Source organism: Serinicoccus shuyuelongi, assembly GCF_045032955.1.
Lineage (GTDB): Bacteria > Actinomycetota > Actinomycetes > Actinomycetales > Dermatophilaceae > Ornithinicoccus.
Genome location: NZ_JBJFZU010000002.1, coordinates 263,383 through 278,387, shown reverse-complemented (window position 1 = coordinate 278,387; position 15,005 = coordinate 263,383). Strand labels below are relative to the sequence as shown.

Annotated in this window: 11 protein-coding genes; 8 read left to right on the top strand and 3 right to left on the bottom strand. The window is 71.3% G+C overall.

What is annotated here, in order from left to right; genetic code table 11:
• The first annotated feature begins 17 nt into the window (after positions 1-17).
• The 6 genes from ACI3EY_RS01480 to ACI3EY_RS01455 all read left to right on the top strand — a co-directional run bounded on the left by ACI3EY_RS01480 (position 18) and on the right by ACI3EY_RS01455 (position 5,963).
• A complete protein-coding gene (locus ACI3EY_RS01480; protein ID WP_405039168.1) occupies positions 18-1,469 on the top strand; it encodes a sensor histidine kinase in 1,452 nt (483 codons plus the stop codon).
• On the top strand, positions 1,466-2,128 hold the full coding sequence (locus tag ACI3EY_RS01475; RefSeq protein WP_405038514.1) for a response regulator transcription factor: 663 nt from the start codon (positions 1,466-1,468) through the stop codon (positions 2,126-2,128). Before ACI3EY_RS01480 ends, ACI3EY_RS01475 begins: the two co-directional genes overlap by 4 nt.
• The gene (locus tag ACI3EY_RS01470; protein ID WP_405039167.1) at positions 2,125-2,895 is read left to right on the top strand and encodes a DUF4097 family beta strand repeat-containing protein; all 771 of its coding nucleotides are present in this window, start codon (positions 2,125-2,127) and stop codon (positions 2,893-2,895) included. The genes ACI3EY_RS01475 and ACI3EY_RS01470 overlap by 4 nt, the downstream gene beginning before the upstream one ends.
• A gap of 64 nt (positions 2,896-2,959) precedes the next feature.
• Positions 2,960-4,669, top strand: a complete 1,710-nt coding sequence (locus ACI3EY_RS01465) for a carbon starvation CstA family protein (RefSeq protein ID WP_405038512.1) — start codon at positions 2,960-2,962, stop codon at positions 4,667-4,669.
• Positions 4,670-4,686: 17 nt separating this feature from the next.
• Positions 4,687-4,962 (top strand): cory-CC-star protein, encoded by a 276-nt coding sequence (locus ACI3EY_RS01460; RefSeq protein WP_405038511.1) that lies wholly within the window; start codon positions 4,687-4,689, stop codon positions 4,960-4,962.
• Positions 4,956-5,963 carry an ArsA family ATPase gene (locus ACI3EY_RS01455; RefSeq protein WP_405039541.1) on the top strand — a complete coding sequence of 336 codons (1,008 nt, stop codon included), beginning with the start codon at positions 4,956-4,958 and terminating at the stop codon, positions 5,961-5,963. The genes ACI3EY_RS01460 and ACI3EY_RS01455 overlap by 7 nt, the downstream gene beginning before the upstream one ends.
• A gap of 47 nt (positions 5,964-6,010) precedes the next feature.
• Here ACI3EY_RS01455 and ACI3EY_RS01450 read toward each other — a convergent pair whose 3' ends face one another.
• A complete protein-coding gene (locus ACI3EY_RS01450; protein ID WP_405038510.1) occupies positions 6,011-6,232 on the bottom strand; it encodes a hypothetical protein in 222 nt (73 codons plus the stop codon).
• Positions 6,233-6,508: 276 nt separating this feature from the next.
• Positions 6,509-10,186 carry a S8 family serine peptidase gene (locus ACI3EY_RS01445; RefSeq protein ID WP_405039166.1) on the bottom strand — a complete coding sequence of 1,226 codons (3,678 nt, stop codon included), beginning with the start codon at positions 10,184-10,186 and terminating at the stop codon, positions 6,509-6,511.
• Positions 10,187-10,391: 205 nt separating this feature from the next.
• On the opposite strand from ACI3EY_RS01445, the gene ACI3EY_RS01440 reads away from it, so the two are divergent.
• Both ACI3EY_RS01440 and ACI3EY_RS01435 read left to right on the top strand, forming a co-directional pair.
• Positions 10,392-12,149: an ABC transporter ATP-binding protein gene (locus ACI3EY_RS01440; protein WP_405039165.1), complete on the top strand. Its 1,758-nt coding sequence runs from the start codon at positions 10,392-10,394 to the stop codon at positions 12,147-12,149.
• Positions 12,146-14,140 carry an ABC transporter ATP-binding protein gene (locus ACI3EY_RS01435; RefSeq protein ID WP_405039164.1) on the top strand — a complete coding sequence of 665 codons (1,995 nt, stop codon included), beginning with the start codon at positions 12,146-12,148 and terminating at the stop codon, positions 14,138-14,140. The genes ACI3EY_RS01440 and ACI3EY_RS01435 overlap by 4 nt, the downstream gene beginning before the upstream one ends.
• On the opposite strand, the gene ACI3EY_RS01430 is transcribed toward ACI3EY_RS01435, so the two are convergent.
• Positions 14,127-14,984, bottom strand: coding sequence for a hypothetical protein (locus tag ACI3EY_RS01430; RefSeq protein ID WP_405039163.1), 858 nt, complete (start codon positions 14,982-14,984; stop codon positions 14,127-14,129). The two genes, ACI3EY_RS01435 and ACI3EY_RS01430, sit on opposite strands and share 14 nt — an antisense overlap.
• Positions 14,985-15,005: the final 21 nt, after the last annotated feature.

Genomic DNA, 15,005 nt, shown 5'->3' with positions numbered 1-15,005 from the left:
ATGGCTACGTTGGTCGTATGACGAGCCACGCCGGGGACCGGACCGGACCCACCGAGCTGGACCCGGCCCACATGCCCCGCCTCGGGGACGGGCCCTGGGGAGGTCCCGCCGCCGGGCACCTGCTCCGGGCGGACGGCCCGGTGCCGCAGGACGGACCGGCGCCGCACACCATCCCCCCGGCCCCGGGGCCCGGGCTGCGGGAGCGGGTGCTGCACCAGTACTGGGCCGTCTGCTACGCCGTCACCAGCATGCTCACCGCCGTGGTCGCGCTGGTGGTCGCGGGGGTCGCCATCGGCGGGTTCTTCTCGCTGCCCGGTCTGGGGGTCGGGCTGCTGCTGCTCTCCCCGGCCCTGTGGGGGGCCTGGCTGCTGGCCGGCCTGGAACGGCACCGGGTGGCCGCCTTCCTCGGTGTCGACATCGGGCGTCGCCCGGACTCCACGGCACCCACCTGGCGGCGGGTCCTGGGCCTCGACGAGCAGCGGCTGCGGGCCCTCGGCTGGGTCGGGATCCACGGGCTGTGGGGACTGTTCTGCGGAGCCGTGACCCTCTTCCTGCTGGCCCGCGGGCTGCTGCTGGCGACGCTGCCGTTGTGGGGATGGGCCACCGACGGGGTCAGCCTCGTCGGGCCGGTCCGGGTCACCGGCATGGTCGGGATGACGATGGCCTGGCTGCTCGGGGTGGTCGTGCTGGTCTGCCTGCCCTGGGTGGCCCGGGGGCTGTCCAGCGTGGACGTCGCCCTGGCGCGGTGGCTGATCGGCACCGACGCCCAGGCCCAGCTGCGGGCGATGAGCGACCGGGTGGACACCCTGACCACCACCCGGGAAGGCACCCTGGACTCGGTGGAGGCCGAGCGGCGCCGGATCGAGCGGGACCTGCACGACGGACCGCAGCAGCGTCTGGTCTCGATCGCGATGAGCCTGGGTCTGGCCCGGGACGCGCTGGACCGGGACCCGGACGACCCGGCCGCCGCCCGCACGGTCCGCGGGCTGCTGGACGAGGCGCACGCCTCCAGCAAGGAGGCGATCATCGAGATGCGTCAGGTCGCCCGCGGCATCGTGCCGCCCATCCTCACCGACCGCGGCCTGGACGCCGCCGTCTCGGCGCTGGCCGTCCGCAGCCCGGTGCCGGTCTCGGTCAGCTCCCGGCTGCCGGGGACCCGGCTGGACCCGACCGTCGAGGCCATCGCCTACTTCAGCGTCTCCGAGGCCCTCACCAACGTGGCCAAGCACGCCGGTGCCACCCGCGCCACGGTGGAGCTGGCCCGGGCGAACAGCCTCACCGGTGAGCTGCTGGCGATCACGGTCACCGACGACGGGCAGGGTGGCGCCGTGGTCGGCGGCGGCAGCGGCCTGACCGGGCTGCAGCAGCGGGTCGCTGCCGTCGACGGGCACCTGCACGTGCACTCCCCGGTGGGGTCCGGGACCACGGTGGCCATCACGCTGCCGCTGCGCGAGAGGATCGGGTCATGAGCCTGCGCGTCATCCTGGCCGAGGACTCGGTGCTCCTGCGGGACGGCATCGTGCGCCTGCTGACGGCCACCGGCTTCGACGTGGTCGCCGCCTGCCCGGACGCCGAGACCTTCCTGGTCGCCGTCCGGGAGCACCGACCCGACCTGGTCGTCGTGGACGTCCGGATGCCCCCGACCTTCACCGCCGAGGGCCTGCAGGCGGCGCTGGTGGTGCGCGAGGAGCTGCCGGAGGTCGCCGTCGTGGTCCTCAGCCAGTACGTCGAGGAGCGGTATGCCACCGAGCTGCTCGCGGGTCGGCCGCGGGGCGTGGGATACCTGCTCAAGGACCGGGTCGCCGACACCAGCGACTTCGTCGACGCCCTGCACCAGGTGGCCGCGGGCGGCACGGCCCTGGACCCCGAGGTGATCTCCCAGCTGATGTCCCGAGCCCGCAACGCCGACCCGCTGGAGCGGCTCACCGCCCGCGAGCGTGACGTGATGCGGCTGATGGCCCAGGGACGGACCAACAGCGCGATCAGCCGTGAGCTCTACATCGGTGAGGGCGCCGTCGAGAAGAACGTCTCCTCCATCTTCACCAAGCTCGACCTGCCGCCGACCGGGGACGACCACCGTCGGGTGCTGGCCGTGCTGCAGTGGCTGGACCACGGGGAGGCCTCGTGAGCACCGGCCGGGGCAACGGCGGTGTCGGTGGCGGCACCGGGGTGACCGAGGTCCGGGCCCGTCCGCCCTACCCCACGCTGCGGGTCGTCGGCAGCGTGGTGACGCTGCTGATGGTCGGCGGGACGACGATGGGGACCGTGCCCTCCCTGCTGGAGCAGCGACAAGGACAGTCCGAGGAGCTGCCTGCCGCGATGACCCGCCTGGTGGTGACCTCCTCCGCCGGGGACGTGCAGGTGCGCGAGCTCGTCGAGGGGGCCCGGACGCCCCGGGTGGAGTCGGACGCCCACTACACCCTGTCCCGGCCGCTGCTCGAGGTGCAGGAGAACGAGGGCACGGTGAGCATCGAGGCACCCTGCTCGGGCACCAACCTCGGGGTGTGCTCGGCCGACCTCACCGTCTGGGTGCCGGCCGGCATCGACCTGGAGGTGGACAGCACCTTCGGCGACGTGCGGCTGAGCAGCACCGGGACGGTGGACGCGCGGACCACGACCGGCGACGTCCGGCTGGAGGGCGAGCCCGTCACCGCCACGCTCACCAGCACCCTCGGCAGCGTGGACCTCGACGTCCGCGAACCGCCGGACGAGGTCCGGGTCCGCACCACCGTCGGGGACGTCTCGCTGCGGCTGCCCGGCGACGAGCGGTATGCCGTCACGGCCGGCAGCGAGCTCGGCGACGTCGACGTGCAGGTGAGCCGCGACCCGGACTCCGCGCATACCGTGGACGTCGGGACGACCCTGGGTTCCGTCGATGTCCGTGCGTCGGGCTGACCGCGACACGCCCGGGCGGTAGGATCTGGCCCGTCCGCCCGGGCCCGTCGTCAATGGAGACACCATGAACTCGCTCACCCTCGCCCTCATCGGGGTCGCCATGATCCTGGCGGGTTATTTTCTCTACTCGAAGTTCCTCGCGGCCAGGATCTACGCGCTGGACGACTCGCGGCCCACCCCGGCCCACGAGTTCCAGGACGGCGTCGACTACATCCCGACCAACAAGTTCGTGCTGTGGGGACACCACTTCACCTCGGTCGCCGGCGCGGCCCCCATCGTCGGCCCCGCGGTCGCCGTGATCTGGGGCTGGCTGCCCGCCTTCCTCTGGGTCACCATCGGCACCGTCTTCTTCGCCGGGATGCACGACCTGGGGGCGCTGTGGGCCTCGCTGCGCAACAAGGGCCAGTCGATCGGGGCGCTGTCCGGTCGCTACATCGGCGCCCGCGGCCGCAACCTCTTCCTGGTCGTCATCTTCCTGCTCCTGCTCATGGTGAACGCCGCCTTCGCGGTGGTCATCGGGCGGCTGCTGATCTCGACGCCGACCGCGGTGATCCCGACCTGGGGCGCGCTGCTGGTGGCGCTGCTCGTCGGGCAGGCCATCTACCGCCTCAAGTGGGGGCTGCCGCTGGTCTCCGTGGTCGGCGTGGTCGCGCTCTACGCACTGATCTGGGTCGGCGACCAGATCCCGCTGGCCCTGCCGGAGACGGTGCTGGGCCTGCCGGCGCTGTCCGCCTGGATCGTGCTGCTCTTCCTCTACGCCGGGATCGCCTCGATGCTGCCGGTGTGGGTGCTGCTGCAGCCGCGTGACTACATCAACGGCCTGCAGCTCTTCATCGCGCTCGGCATCCTCTACGGCTCGGTGCTGCTGGCCCGCCCCGAGATCGTGGCCCCGGCCTACAACGAGAACGTCCCGGCCGGGACGCCCTCGCTCGTCCCGCTGCTCTTCGTCACCATCGCCTGCGGTGCCATCTCCGGCTTCCACGGCATGGTGAGCTCGGGCACCACCTCCAAGCAGCTGGCCAAGGAGAGCGACGCCCGCTTCGTCGGCTACTTCGGTGCCGTCGGCGAGGGACTGCTCGCCCTCGGCGCGATCATCGCCACCACCGCCGGCTTCGCGACGCTCGCCGACTGGGAGGCCGTCTACCAGGCCTTCAACGACGGCGGGGTCGCCGCCTTCGTCGAGGGTGGCGGCGCGATCGTCAACGCCGGGCTGGGCCTGCCCACGTCGCTCGCCGCCACGGTGATGGCGACCACCGCCATCCTCTTCGCCGCCACCACCATGGACACCGGTGTCCGGCTGCAGCGCTTCGTGGTGCAGGAGATCGGCGAGATCATGGGCGTGGGCCTGGGCAAGGTGGTCGCCACCGTCATCGCCGTCGGGGTCGCCCTGCTGCTGACCTTCGGTGCGGGCGCGGACGGCTCGGGCGGGATGCTCATCTGGCCGCTGTTCGGCACCACCAACCAGCTGATGGCGGCACTGACGCTGTCGATCATCTCGATCATGCTGATCCGTCGTGGGCGCACCCCGCTGCCGGCGCTGATCCCGCTGGTGTTCGTGGGCGCGATGACGATCTACGCCCTGTTCATCCAGCTCGGCACCTTCTGGGACACCCAGAACTGGCTGCTGCTGGTGCTGGACGTGATCATCCTGGTGGCCGCGCTGTGGGTCATCGTCGAGGCCTTCGCCGCGATGCGCAGGGCCAAGGACTTCCAGGGCGAGGACGACGCCGAGGTGGCCATGGTGGACGCCGGCCGACGTCGCGACGGCGACTGAGGGCATACCCTGCGAGCATGACGCCCGGACCGCAGCCCCGCAGCCGCCTCGCGCAGGTGGCGGCGGGGCTGCGGGACGCCTACGCCGGTCCCTACCGCCGCACCTTCGCCCGGGCCCGGCGCGACGAGGACGACCTCTTCCTGGTGATCGTCATGGCCGAGGCGCTCGGCGTCCCGAACCCGGCCAGCTACTACACGGTGGAGCTGCTGCCGGTGGTCTACGACCAGTTCCACGACTGGCACCGCCGGATGGGGATGGATCGCAGCCCGCTGGAGCACGTCGCGTGCTGCTGACCGAGCTCGCCACCGACCGTCAGGTGCTCTTCGTCGGCGGCAAGGGCGGGGTCGGCAAGACGGCCGTGGCCTCTGCGCTGGGGCTGTCCCTGGCCCGCGCCGGCCGTCGGGTGCTGGTGGTCTCCACCGACCCGGCGCACAACCTGGGGCACCTGTGGGGCCGCTCCGTCGGGGACGAGGAGGTCGAGCTGGCGCCGCTGCTGCGGGGGCTGGAGATCGACCCGGCCCGCACCACCGACGCGCACCTCTCGGCGGTCCGCTCCACGATGGAGCGGCTGATGCCCGAGCACCTGCGCGGGGAGGTGCACAAGCACCTGGACCTGGCGCGGGAGGCACCGGGCACGCACGAGGCCGCGGTGCTGGAGCGGATCGCCGAGGTGGTGCAGAGCCGCCACCCGGACGAGCTGGTCATCTTCGACACCGCCCCCTCGGGGCACACCTCGCGGTTGGTGGCGCTGCCCGAGCTGATGCAGGCGTGGACCCAGGGCCTGCTCCGGCGGCAGGACCGCTCCGCGCGCTTCGGGGCGGCGCTGCGCGGTTTGGACCGGGGCCGGGGAGACCGGGCCGCCGCCGACGCGGTGGGCGTCCGGCGGTCCGGTGGTGATCCGCCCCCGGACCGCCGGGCCCGCAGGGACGCCGAGATCCGGGACATCCTGGACCGGCGGCAGGCCCGCTTCACCGACCTCCGGGAGGTGCTGCAGGACGCGCGACGCAGCGCCTTCGTCATCGTGCTGGCCGCCGAACGGTTGCCCGTCCTGGAGTCGGTGGAGCTGCACGCCCAGCTCACCCGGGCGGGGATGGGCGTCGGAGCCCTGGTCGTCAACAAGCGCTCACCCGCCGACGCGGGAGAGCTGCTGGCCGCCCGGCACGTGCTGGAGGAGCGGTATGTCGAACAGCTCACCGAGGAGCTGCCCGGGCTACCGCTGCTGCAGGTGCCGCTGCTCCCGGGCGAGGTGCTCGGGGTGGAGGGCCTGGACCGGCTCGCGGCATACCTGTCCTGACCAGGTCGGCCCAGCCACGCAGGCCCTCCGCGCGATCTCGGTACTGCTCAGCAGCGAGCGATGCCGTCGAAGCTCGCGAACGCGCCGCTGCCGTGCTGGACGGCACGCCCACGCACCAGCTGGATGCACTCGGAGTCACTCCCGTAGGCCCAGATGACCTTCACCCGCTGGCTGCTGCGGCAGTCGTTGCGGATGGCGACGTGCGGGCTCGTACCGTCTCGCCAACGGTCGATGACCTTGACGCAGTTCGGGGCGGGCGTGTTGTCCACCGTCGGAGGCGAGGAGACAGCCGTGGTTGTCCCGCCCGGCTGGGCGTGAGCCGTCCCCCCGGCGGCGGGTATGGCCACCAAGCACGCGGCAGCGACAGCGACAATCTTCTTCGATTTCCTCAGCGTTACCATTTTGTGATCATTGCACGTGATTGTTCGGGCCGCATTCCGGCGGCACGCGAGTTCGACCGTACCGCCAGGACGCACGGAACCCCCCGGAGCACGAGGCTCCGGGGGGTTCCGTGCGGGTGGGTCTCACACCGTGGGGTCAGGACCTCACGGGTAGACCATCGCCTCCAGCGCGTCCTGGACGCTCTGGTTGATCGCCTCGTAGCCACCCACGATCTGCACGCTCTGCGCACGCAGCGCCATCAGCGCGTTGGTCGTGGCGGCCGGCATCTCGGCCGGACGGGTCAGCAGCACGGGCATGTTGTTCATCGCCGCCACCGGGGCCGCCGCGAGGGCGTCCGGGAAGTCCAGCCCGGTCGCCAGGAAGGCGCCCGGGGCCGGGGTCGGGAAGAACTCGTCCGCGACCATCGCGGCCGTGCTGTAACGCTGCGAACCACCGAGGCGGATGACCTCGCCCGCGTACTCGTCGGCCTCGTCGGCCGCGTCGGTCGAGACCGCGTTGGAGCCACCGATGACGTACACGGTCTCCGGAGCCAGACGCTCCAGCTCGTTGACCGTCGACCCCGGCAGGGCGTCCGGGCGGGTCAGCAGGACGGGGGCGTCCTCCATCCCCGCAGCAGCCGCTGCCGCGAGCGCGTCCGGGTAGTCCATGCCGCTGGCCAGGAAGACCGTGTCGGCGGACTCGTGCGAGGCGCTCACGCGGGCGGCCGTGACGTAACGGTCCAGACCCTCGATCCGCTCGACCTCGGCGTACTCGCTGAGCGCGGTCTCGACGTCGTCGCTGACGACGCCGCTGCCACCGAGCACCACGATCTGCTCCGGCTGGAGCTGCTGCAGCGCCATCCGGGTCGCGCCCGGGAGGTCGCCCTCACGGGTCAGCAGCACCGGGACCTCCTGGGAGCCCGCGAGGGCACCACCGGCGAGGGCGTCCGGGAACATGTAGCCGTTGGCCACGTAGACCGTGTCGACACCGTTCGGGAACTGCTCGACCGCCAGCTCGGAGGCCGTCGCGAAACGGGTGTGACCCAGCGTGCGGTCGACGGCGGGACGGTCGATGGTGCCGAAGCCCTCGAACGCCACCCCGAAGGCCTGGCTGGTGTAGGTCTCGGTCAGCGGCTCACGGTCGTCGTTCCAGGCGCTGGCCTTGGTGACGACGATCTCCATGATGTAGCTGCCGTCCTCGACCCGGACCTTGGCCCCGTTCTCGTCGATGACCATGCCGTCCCACGGGTAGGCCGAGAAGCCGTTGCGGGTGGCGCTGCGCGCGAGGTAGTCGACCTCGGCGACGGTGCCCAGGGACTCGCCCTTGGCGCCCTCGGCCGTGGCCTCGAAGACCTCCCACTCCATCTTGCGGGCCTGGTGCTCGAAGTGCACCAGGAACTGCGGGGCGTCGTCCTGCTCCATGGAGTAGGTGTAGCCGTCACCGACGATGTCGTAGGTGCCTTCGGCGTCGTAGCACTCGTAGCCGAGGTAGAGGTCGCAGTCGCCCACGACGCCCAGCGCCGGGAGCTCCTGGGTGACGTTGCCGTCGGCGTCGACCATGTCGGCCAGCACCTCGACGGACTGCAGGTCGTGCGCGTAGCCGCCGTAGGCCACCGAGTAGGTGTCCTCGGTGTCGCCCTCACCGGAGGTGAAGGAGACGTAGCCACCGTAGATCGGACCCATCTCGTCCTCGATCGTCGGCGAGGTGATCGTCATCGGCACCTCGACACTGGAACCAGCGGGGACGACGACGGACGGGGCGACGACCACGTCGGCGCCGGCCACGTAGTAGCCCCACTCGTTCGCGGTGCCCGAGGTGGCCACGGCCGCCTCGTGCTCGACGGTGTAGATCTTCTCCTCGTCGGTGGTGTTGGTGAGCGTCACCGACTGGGTGGTGGTCTCACCGGAGAGCTGCTGGCCCAGCTGGACCAGACCCGGCTCGATCATCGCCTCGGCGAGGATCGCGTCGTCGACCTGGATCATGCCGGCGCCCTGACGGTGCACGACCTCCAGGCCGGCGGTCGGGGCGATGCTCAGGTCGAGCTGCTCGGAGCTGTTCTGCAGCTTGAGCTTGACCTCGGCGACACCCAGCGACGGGTCCGCCTCGAGCATCAGCGCCGCCGCACCCGCAACGTGCGGGGCCGACATCGAGGTGCCCGAGAGGGTCGCGTAGGGCTGGATCTCCAGCGGGTAGGTGGCGTAGATCTGGCCACCGGGGGCCGAGAGGTCCGGCTTGAAGGTGGTGTCCGCCATCGTGCCGAACGAGCTGAAGGAGCTCATCAGGCCACCGGTCGGGCTCGGGACCTGGGTCTCGCCCTCGGTCCAGGTGATGGTGCTGGGGGTCCCGAGGGACTGCTCCACCAGCGACTCACCGTCGGCCTGGGTCACCATCACCGTGGGGACGGTGATGGCCGGGTCGCCGGTCAGGCTGGGGCTGGTGACGCCGGGCGCGTTGTTGTAGAGCAGGACACCGGCGGCGCCGGCCTCCTGGCCGTTGCGAGCCTTCTCGTGGAAGGTGCAGACGCCACGCTGGATGAGGACGTAGTTGCCCTCGATGAGCTCCTTCTCCTCCGCCGTGAACGGGTCGGTCCCGCAGGCCTGGGCGGCCTCGGTGCCGGCCTCGTGCACCGCGACCGCCGGGGTGTCGCCCGAGGTGGGCGGCGCCGGGGCCGGGGTACCGACCGCGTAGGGGACCTCGTTGCCCTCGGCGTCGAGGAAGAAGCTGGCCGCGTACATCGCGTTGTCGACCGAGCCGACACCGATGGTGTCCGCGCCGGTGCCGGGCGCGCCGGCCGAGTGCAGACCGTTGGCGCCGGAGTTGCCGATGGAGGCCACCACGACGACGCCCTCACGGGCCAGAGCGTCCGTCGCCTGGGCGGTCGGGTACTCCTTCCACGCGGAGAATGCAGAACCGATGGACAGGTTCACCACGTCCATCTCGTCCTCGAGGGACTTCTCCATCGCGTGCAGCATGATGTCGGCGTCCGTGGAGCCGTCGCAGCCGAAGACGCGGTAGGCGCCCAGCGTGGCGCCGGGGGCGACACCGGTCACCTCACCGTCGGCGGCGGCGATGCCGGCGACGTGGGTGCCGTGACCCTGGCAGTCGTCGGGGTCCTCGTCCGGGACGGGGAACGGGTTGTAGCCCTCGCCCGCACCCGGGTCGGCGTTGTACGCGTCACCGACGAAGTCGTAGCCGAAGGCCACCTTCTCCGTGGGGTAGGTGGTGCTGTCCGGGCTGCCGTTGCCCCCGAAGTCGGGGTGGTCGTAGTCGATGCCGGTGTCGATGATGCCGATCCGCACACCCTCACCGGTGAAGCCGAGCTCGCTCTGCACGATGTCGGCCCCGGTCATCGTGACCGCGGAGAACATGTCCGGCGCGATCTCGGTGGTCTCGGGGCGCTCCGGGGCGTCTATGACGCCGACCGGGAAGATCGCCACCACGGAGTCGGACGCGGCCAGGTCCACCAGCGAGGACCCCTCGGCGACGGTGATGCTCACACCGTTCCAGAGGGAGTCGAACTCGGAGTCGACCTGGACCTGCGCGCCCGCGGCGGCGGCGTTGCTGAGGAACTGCTCGCGCGAGCTCTCGATGGCGGCCAGGGAGCCACCCTCGGTGGTGCTGGGCCCGGCCAGCTGGACGAAGTACCGGTTGGGCACGACCTCCGCGCCCGAGGCCTCGTTGTCGTGGATCTTGCTCTCCGGCGCCGGTGATCCCGGGGCGACGAGGGAGTCGTCGGTCGCTGACGCGCTGAGCGGTGCAAAGGTGGCACCGGCGAGCGCGAGGACCGCGACACCCGAGAGAGCACGGCGGGACGAGGGCGTCCCGGGCTTTCTGCTGGTCACGAATGATCTCCTTCTAGAACCCATGGCCCACGCAGGAAGGACGGGACCACGAGCGAGGCTACGTGACAGCGACGTGACCTACATCACGAAAACATCACGATCCCGTCACGATGCCTCTTTACCTGACGCAACGGAACCCTGATGGAGCCGGAGGGGAGTACGGTGCTGCGCCGTTCCCCGCAGCAGGCGGGTGCACAATCGAGTCGTGCTCACCCGACTCCTGCGCCGCCACCTGCGGCCCTACGCAGGCCTGGTCGCCGTGGTCCTGGTGCTGCAGCTGGTCGCCGCGCTCGCCAGCCTGCTGCTGCCCAGCCTGAACGCCGACATCATCGACCGGGGCATCGTGCAGACCGACCTGCCCTTCATCTGGCGCGTGGGCGCGCTGATGCTCGCGGTCAGCGCGGTGCAGGCCATCGCCCAGATCGCCGCCACCTGGGCGGCCGCCCGGACCGCCATGGGGGTGGGCCGGGACGTGCGGGCCGCGGTCTTCGACCGGGTGCTCACCTTCTCCTCGCGGGAGATGGGCCAGTTCGGGGCACCCTCGCTCATCACCCGCAGCACCAACGACGTGCAGCAGGTGCAGCAGGTCACCTTCATGGCGCTGGTGATGCTCGTCGCGGCCCCGATCACCGCGGTCGGGGGCGTCGTGATGGCGATCCGGCAGGACGTCGGCCTGTCCCCGCTGATCGCCGTGGCCGTCACCGCCCTGCTGCTCGCGATGACCCTGGTCATCCGCCGGATGGTGCCCCTCTTCCGGGCCCAGCAGACGCAGCTGGACGCCGTCAACCGGGTGCTGCGCGAGCAGATCACCGGCATCCGGGTGATCAGGGCGTTCACCCGCGAGCCCGAGGAGCAGCAGCGCTTCAGCCGCACCAACACCGAGCTCACCCGGATCGGCATCCGGGTGGGCGACCTGCTCGCGCTGATGTTCCCGGTGGTGATGCTGGTGATGAACCTCTCCAGCGTCGCCGTCATCTGGTTCGGCGCCCAGCGGGTGGAGGCCGGAGCCATGGAGGTCGGCGCGCTGACCGCCTACATCAGCTACCTGATCCAGATCCTGATGTCGATCATGATGGCGACCATGGTGGCAACCATGCTGCCGCGCGCCGCCGTCTCGGCCGAGCGGATCAGCGAGGTGCTGGACACCCGGTCCACCGTGGTGCCGCCGCCCGAGCCGCACGGCTCGTCACCGGGCGGCTCGCCCGGTGGCGCCGGCCCGTCGGGCACCGTCACGTTGGCCGAGGTCGACTTCACCTACCCGGGGGCGGACGCCCCGGTGCTGCACGACGTCTCCCTGGTGGCGCGGCCTGGGACCACGACCGCGATCGTGGGTGGCACCGGCTCGGGCAAGACGACGCTGATGCGGCTCATCCCCCGGCTGGCGGACGTCGACGACGGGCAGGTGAGCATCGACGGGGTGCCGGTCACCGAGCTGGCGCCGGAGGCGCTGTGGTCGATGACCGGCCTGGTGCCGCAGCGGCCCTACCTGTTCTCCGGGACGGTGGCCTCCAACCTGCGGTTCGGCAACCCGGAGGCCGATGACGACGAGCTGTGGGAGGCGTTGCGGGTCGCCCAGGCCGAGGACTTCGTGCGCACCTTCCCCGAGCTGCTGGAGCACCGGATCGCCCAGGGCGGCACCAACGTCTCCGGTGGCCAGCGGCAACGGCTCTGCATCGCCCGTGCCCTGGTCGCCCGCCCACGGGTCTACCTGTTCGACGACTCGTTCTCGGCCCTGGACCTCGCCACCGACGCCCGGTTGCGGCGGGCGCTGGGACCGGTGACCCGGGAGGCCACCGTGATCGTCGTCGCGCAGCGGATCTCCACGGTGCTGGACGCCGACCAGATCGTGGTGCTGGACCAGGGGCGGGTGGTGGGCACCGGGACGCATACCGAGCTGCTCGGGAGCTGTCCCACCTACGCCGAGATCGTCCGCTCCCAGCAGGTCGGGGAGGTCGCGGTATGAGCGAACGCACCAGCCGCGCCCCGGAGGGCGGGACACCGCGCCGGGGGCCCGGTGCCCAGCACGGGATGGCTGCACCGGTCGACAAGCCGAGCGACTTCCGCGCCTCCGCCGCCCGCCTCGGTGGTCGGCTCCGCCCGTACCGTCTGCTGATCCTGCTCGCCTCCGGGGTCGCGTTGACCGCCGTGGTGCTCGCCACGCTGGGGCCACGGATCCTCGGGCGCGCCACCGACTACGTCTTCGCCGGTTTCCTGGGCGCCCGGCTCCCGGCCGGGTCCACCACCGAGGAGGCCGTCGCTGCCCTGCGCGAGCAGGGGCAGGACACCCAGGCCGACCTGGTCGCCGGGACCCCGTTCCTGGTGCCCGGCCAGGGCATCGACTTCGAGGCGGTGGCGCGCACCATCCTGCTGGTGATCGCGCTCTACGTGGCCTCCGGCGTGCTCATGTGGGTCTCCACCCGGCTGCTGAACCGGATCTCCATCCGCACCGTGCGCGACCTGCGCTCCGACGCCGAGGACCAGCTGCACGAGCTGCCGCTGGCCTACTTCGACGGGCGGCCTCGGGGGGAGACGCTGTCCCGGGTGACGAACGACCTGGACAACCTGCAGCAGACCCTGCAGCAGACGTTCGGTCAGCTGCTCAACGCGCTGGTCACCATCGTCGCCATCCTGGCGATGATGCTCTGGATCTCCCCGGTGCTGACCGTGATCGCGGTGGTGACGATCCCGCTGTCGGTGCTGGTCACCGTGCTGATCGCGCGCCGCAGCCAGAAGTTGTTCAAGGCCCAGTGGGCGCATACCGGGACCCTGAACGGGCAGATCGAGGAGGCCTTCACCGGTCACGAGCTGGTGACCGTCTTCGGCCGCCGCGAGCAGGTCAGCAAGCGGATGCGGGAGATCAACGACCAGCTCTACGACGTGACCTGGCGGGCCCAGTTCACCAGCGGCATCATCATGCCCTCGATGTTCCTCATCGGGAACCTCGGGTATGTGCTGGTCGCCGTGGTCGGCGCGCTGCGGGTGACCTCCGGGCAGCTCTCGCTGGGCAGCGTGCAGGCCTTCATCCAGTACTCCCGGCAGTTCACCCAGCCGGTCACCCAGGTCGCCTCGATGGCGAACCTGCTCCAGTCCGGCATCGCCTCGGCCGAGCGGGTCTTCGAGCTGCTGGACGCCGAGCAGCAGCGTCCGGACGCGGTCGACGCCGAGCCCGCCGGGCATCGCGGCCGGGGCGGCCGGATCGCCTTCGAGGACGTGTCCTTCTCCTACGGCCCGGAGCCGCTGATCGAGCACCTGTCGCTGGTGGCCGAGCCGGGGCAGACGGTGGCCATCGTCGGGCCGACCGGGGCCGGGAAGACGACCCTGGTCAACCTGGTCCTGCGCTTCTACGAGCTGGACGGGGGCCGGATCACCCTGGACGGGCGGGACATCACCTCGATGACGCGGCGCGACCTGCGCTCCCGGGTCGGCATGGTGCTGCAGGACACCTGGCTGTTCGAGGCCAGCATCGCCGACAACATCGCCTACGGGAGGCCCGAGGCCACCCGCGAGGAGGTCCGCGAGGCCGCCGAGGCCGCGCACGTGGACCGGTTCGTCCAGCACCTGCCGCAGGGCTACGACACGGTGCTGGACGACGAGGGGTCGACCGTCTCGGTCGGCGAGAAGCAGCTGATCACGATCGCCCGGGCCTATCTCGCCCAGCCGTCACTGCTCATCCTCGACGAGGCCACCAGCTCGGTGGACACCCGGACCGAGCTGCTGGTGCAGGAGGCGATGGCCCGGCTGCGGGCGGACCGCACCAGCTTCGTCATCGCGCACCGGCTGTCCACCATCCGGGACGCCGACCTGATCCTGGTGATGGAGTCCGGCCAGATCGTCGAGCAGGGCACCCACGACGAGCTGCTCGCCGCGCACGGTGCCTACGCGCGCCTGCACGACGCCCAGTTCACCGGAGCGGCCGTGCAGGTCGACGCGGAGGAGGACCTCAGCCGCCCATGAGCTCCTCGGCGGGCACGGCGTCCTCCGGCGGCTCCACCGGCTCGGTCTCGTTCCAGTCGGAGACGGTCAGCTCGATGTCCTGCTCCTGGCCCTCGCCGATGAGCACCCGCAGCAGGTTCTGCTCGCCGTCCGCGGACACCCAGACCTCGGCGTCCTGGCCGTCGATGACGTAGTGGTAGGCCTCGACGCCGTCCAGGTCGCTCAGCTCGGCGGTGGAGGTCTGCAGGTCCGAGCCGTCCTGCGGGACCTCGGCGAAGAAGTCGCTCCACAGGGAGGACAGCGAGAAGGTGTCGCCGATGCCCATCTCGGCCGGCGCCTCGATCCACTGACCGGCGAAGGACCCGGCGTCCGGCGCCCCGGCCATCCCCCAGAAGCCCTCGTCACCGTTGATGTAGTAGGTCTCGCCGTCGGCGATGATCGAGACCTCGCCGTCGTCGATGGTGGCGTCCACCTGGAAGTTGGAGTCGTCGAGCTGCCCGGTCAGGGTGGCGTCGATGGCCATCGTGCCGTCCGAGCCGGAGATGGTGGCGGTCATCGACTCGGCCGAGTTGGCGTTCTCGATGACGTCGGACCAGATGTCCTCCAGCGGCGGCACGTCACCGTCGGCGACCGGGGCCTCCTCGGTCTCCTCGGCGGTCTCCTCCGCCATGTCGTCGCCCTCGGTCTCCTGGGTCATGTCACCGGAACCGGCGTCGGCGCTCTCCTCGGCGCCGTCCCCGGCCGCGTCGGACCCGGTCTGTGCCGGGGCCGTCGCCTCCGGCTCGTCGTCGCCGCCGCAGGCGCTCAGGCCGAATGCGAGGGCGCCGGCGAAGGCGAGGGTGGTGATGCGGTTGCGCTGGATCATCGGAAGAACTGCCCTTCGGTA

Bases quoted from the DNA above. Each gene is read 5' to 3' on its own strand.
- ACI3EY_RS01480 (WP_405039168.1), top strand. From the start codon at position 18: ATGACGAGCCACGCCGGGGACCGGACCGGACCCACCGAGCTGGACCCG.
- ACI3EY_RS01475 (WP_405038514.1), top strand. From the start codon at position 1,466: ATGAGCCTGCGCGTCATCCTGGCCGAGGACTCGGTGCTCCTGCGGGAC.
- ACI3EY_RS01465 (WP_405038512.1), top strand. From the start codon at position 2,960: ATGAACTCGCTCACCCTCGCCCTCATCGGGGTCGCCATGATCCTGGCG.
- ACI3EY_RS01460 (WP_405038511.1), top strand. From the start codon at position 4,687: ATGACGCCCGGACCGCAGCCCCGCAGCCGCCTCGCGCAGGTGGCGGCG.
- ACI3EY_RS01435 (WP_405039164.1), top strand. From the start codon at position 12,146: ATGAGCGAACGCACCAGCCGCGCCCCGGAGGGCGGGACACCGCGCCGG.
- ACI3EY_RS01430 (WP_405039163.1), bottom strand. From the start codon at position 14,984: ATGATCCAGCGCAACCGCATCACCACCCTCGCCTTCGCCGGCGCCCTC.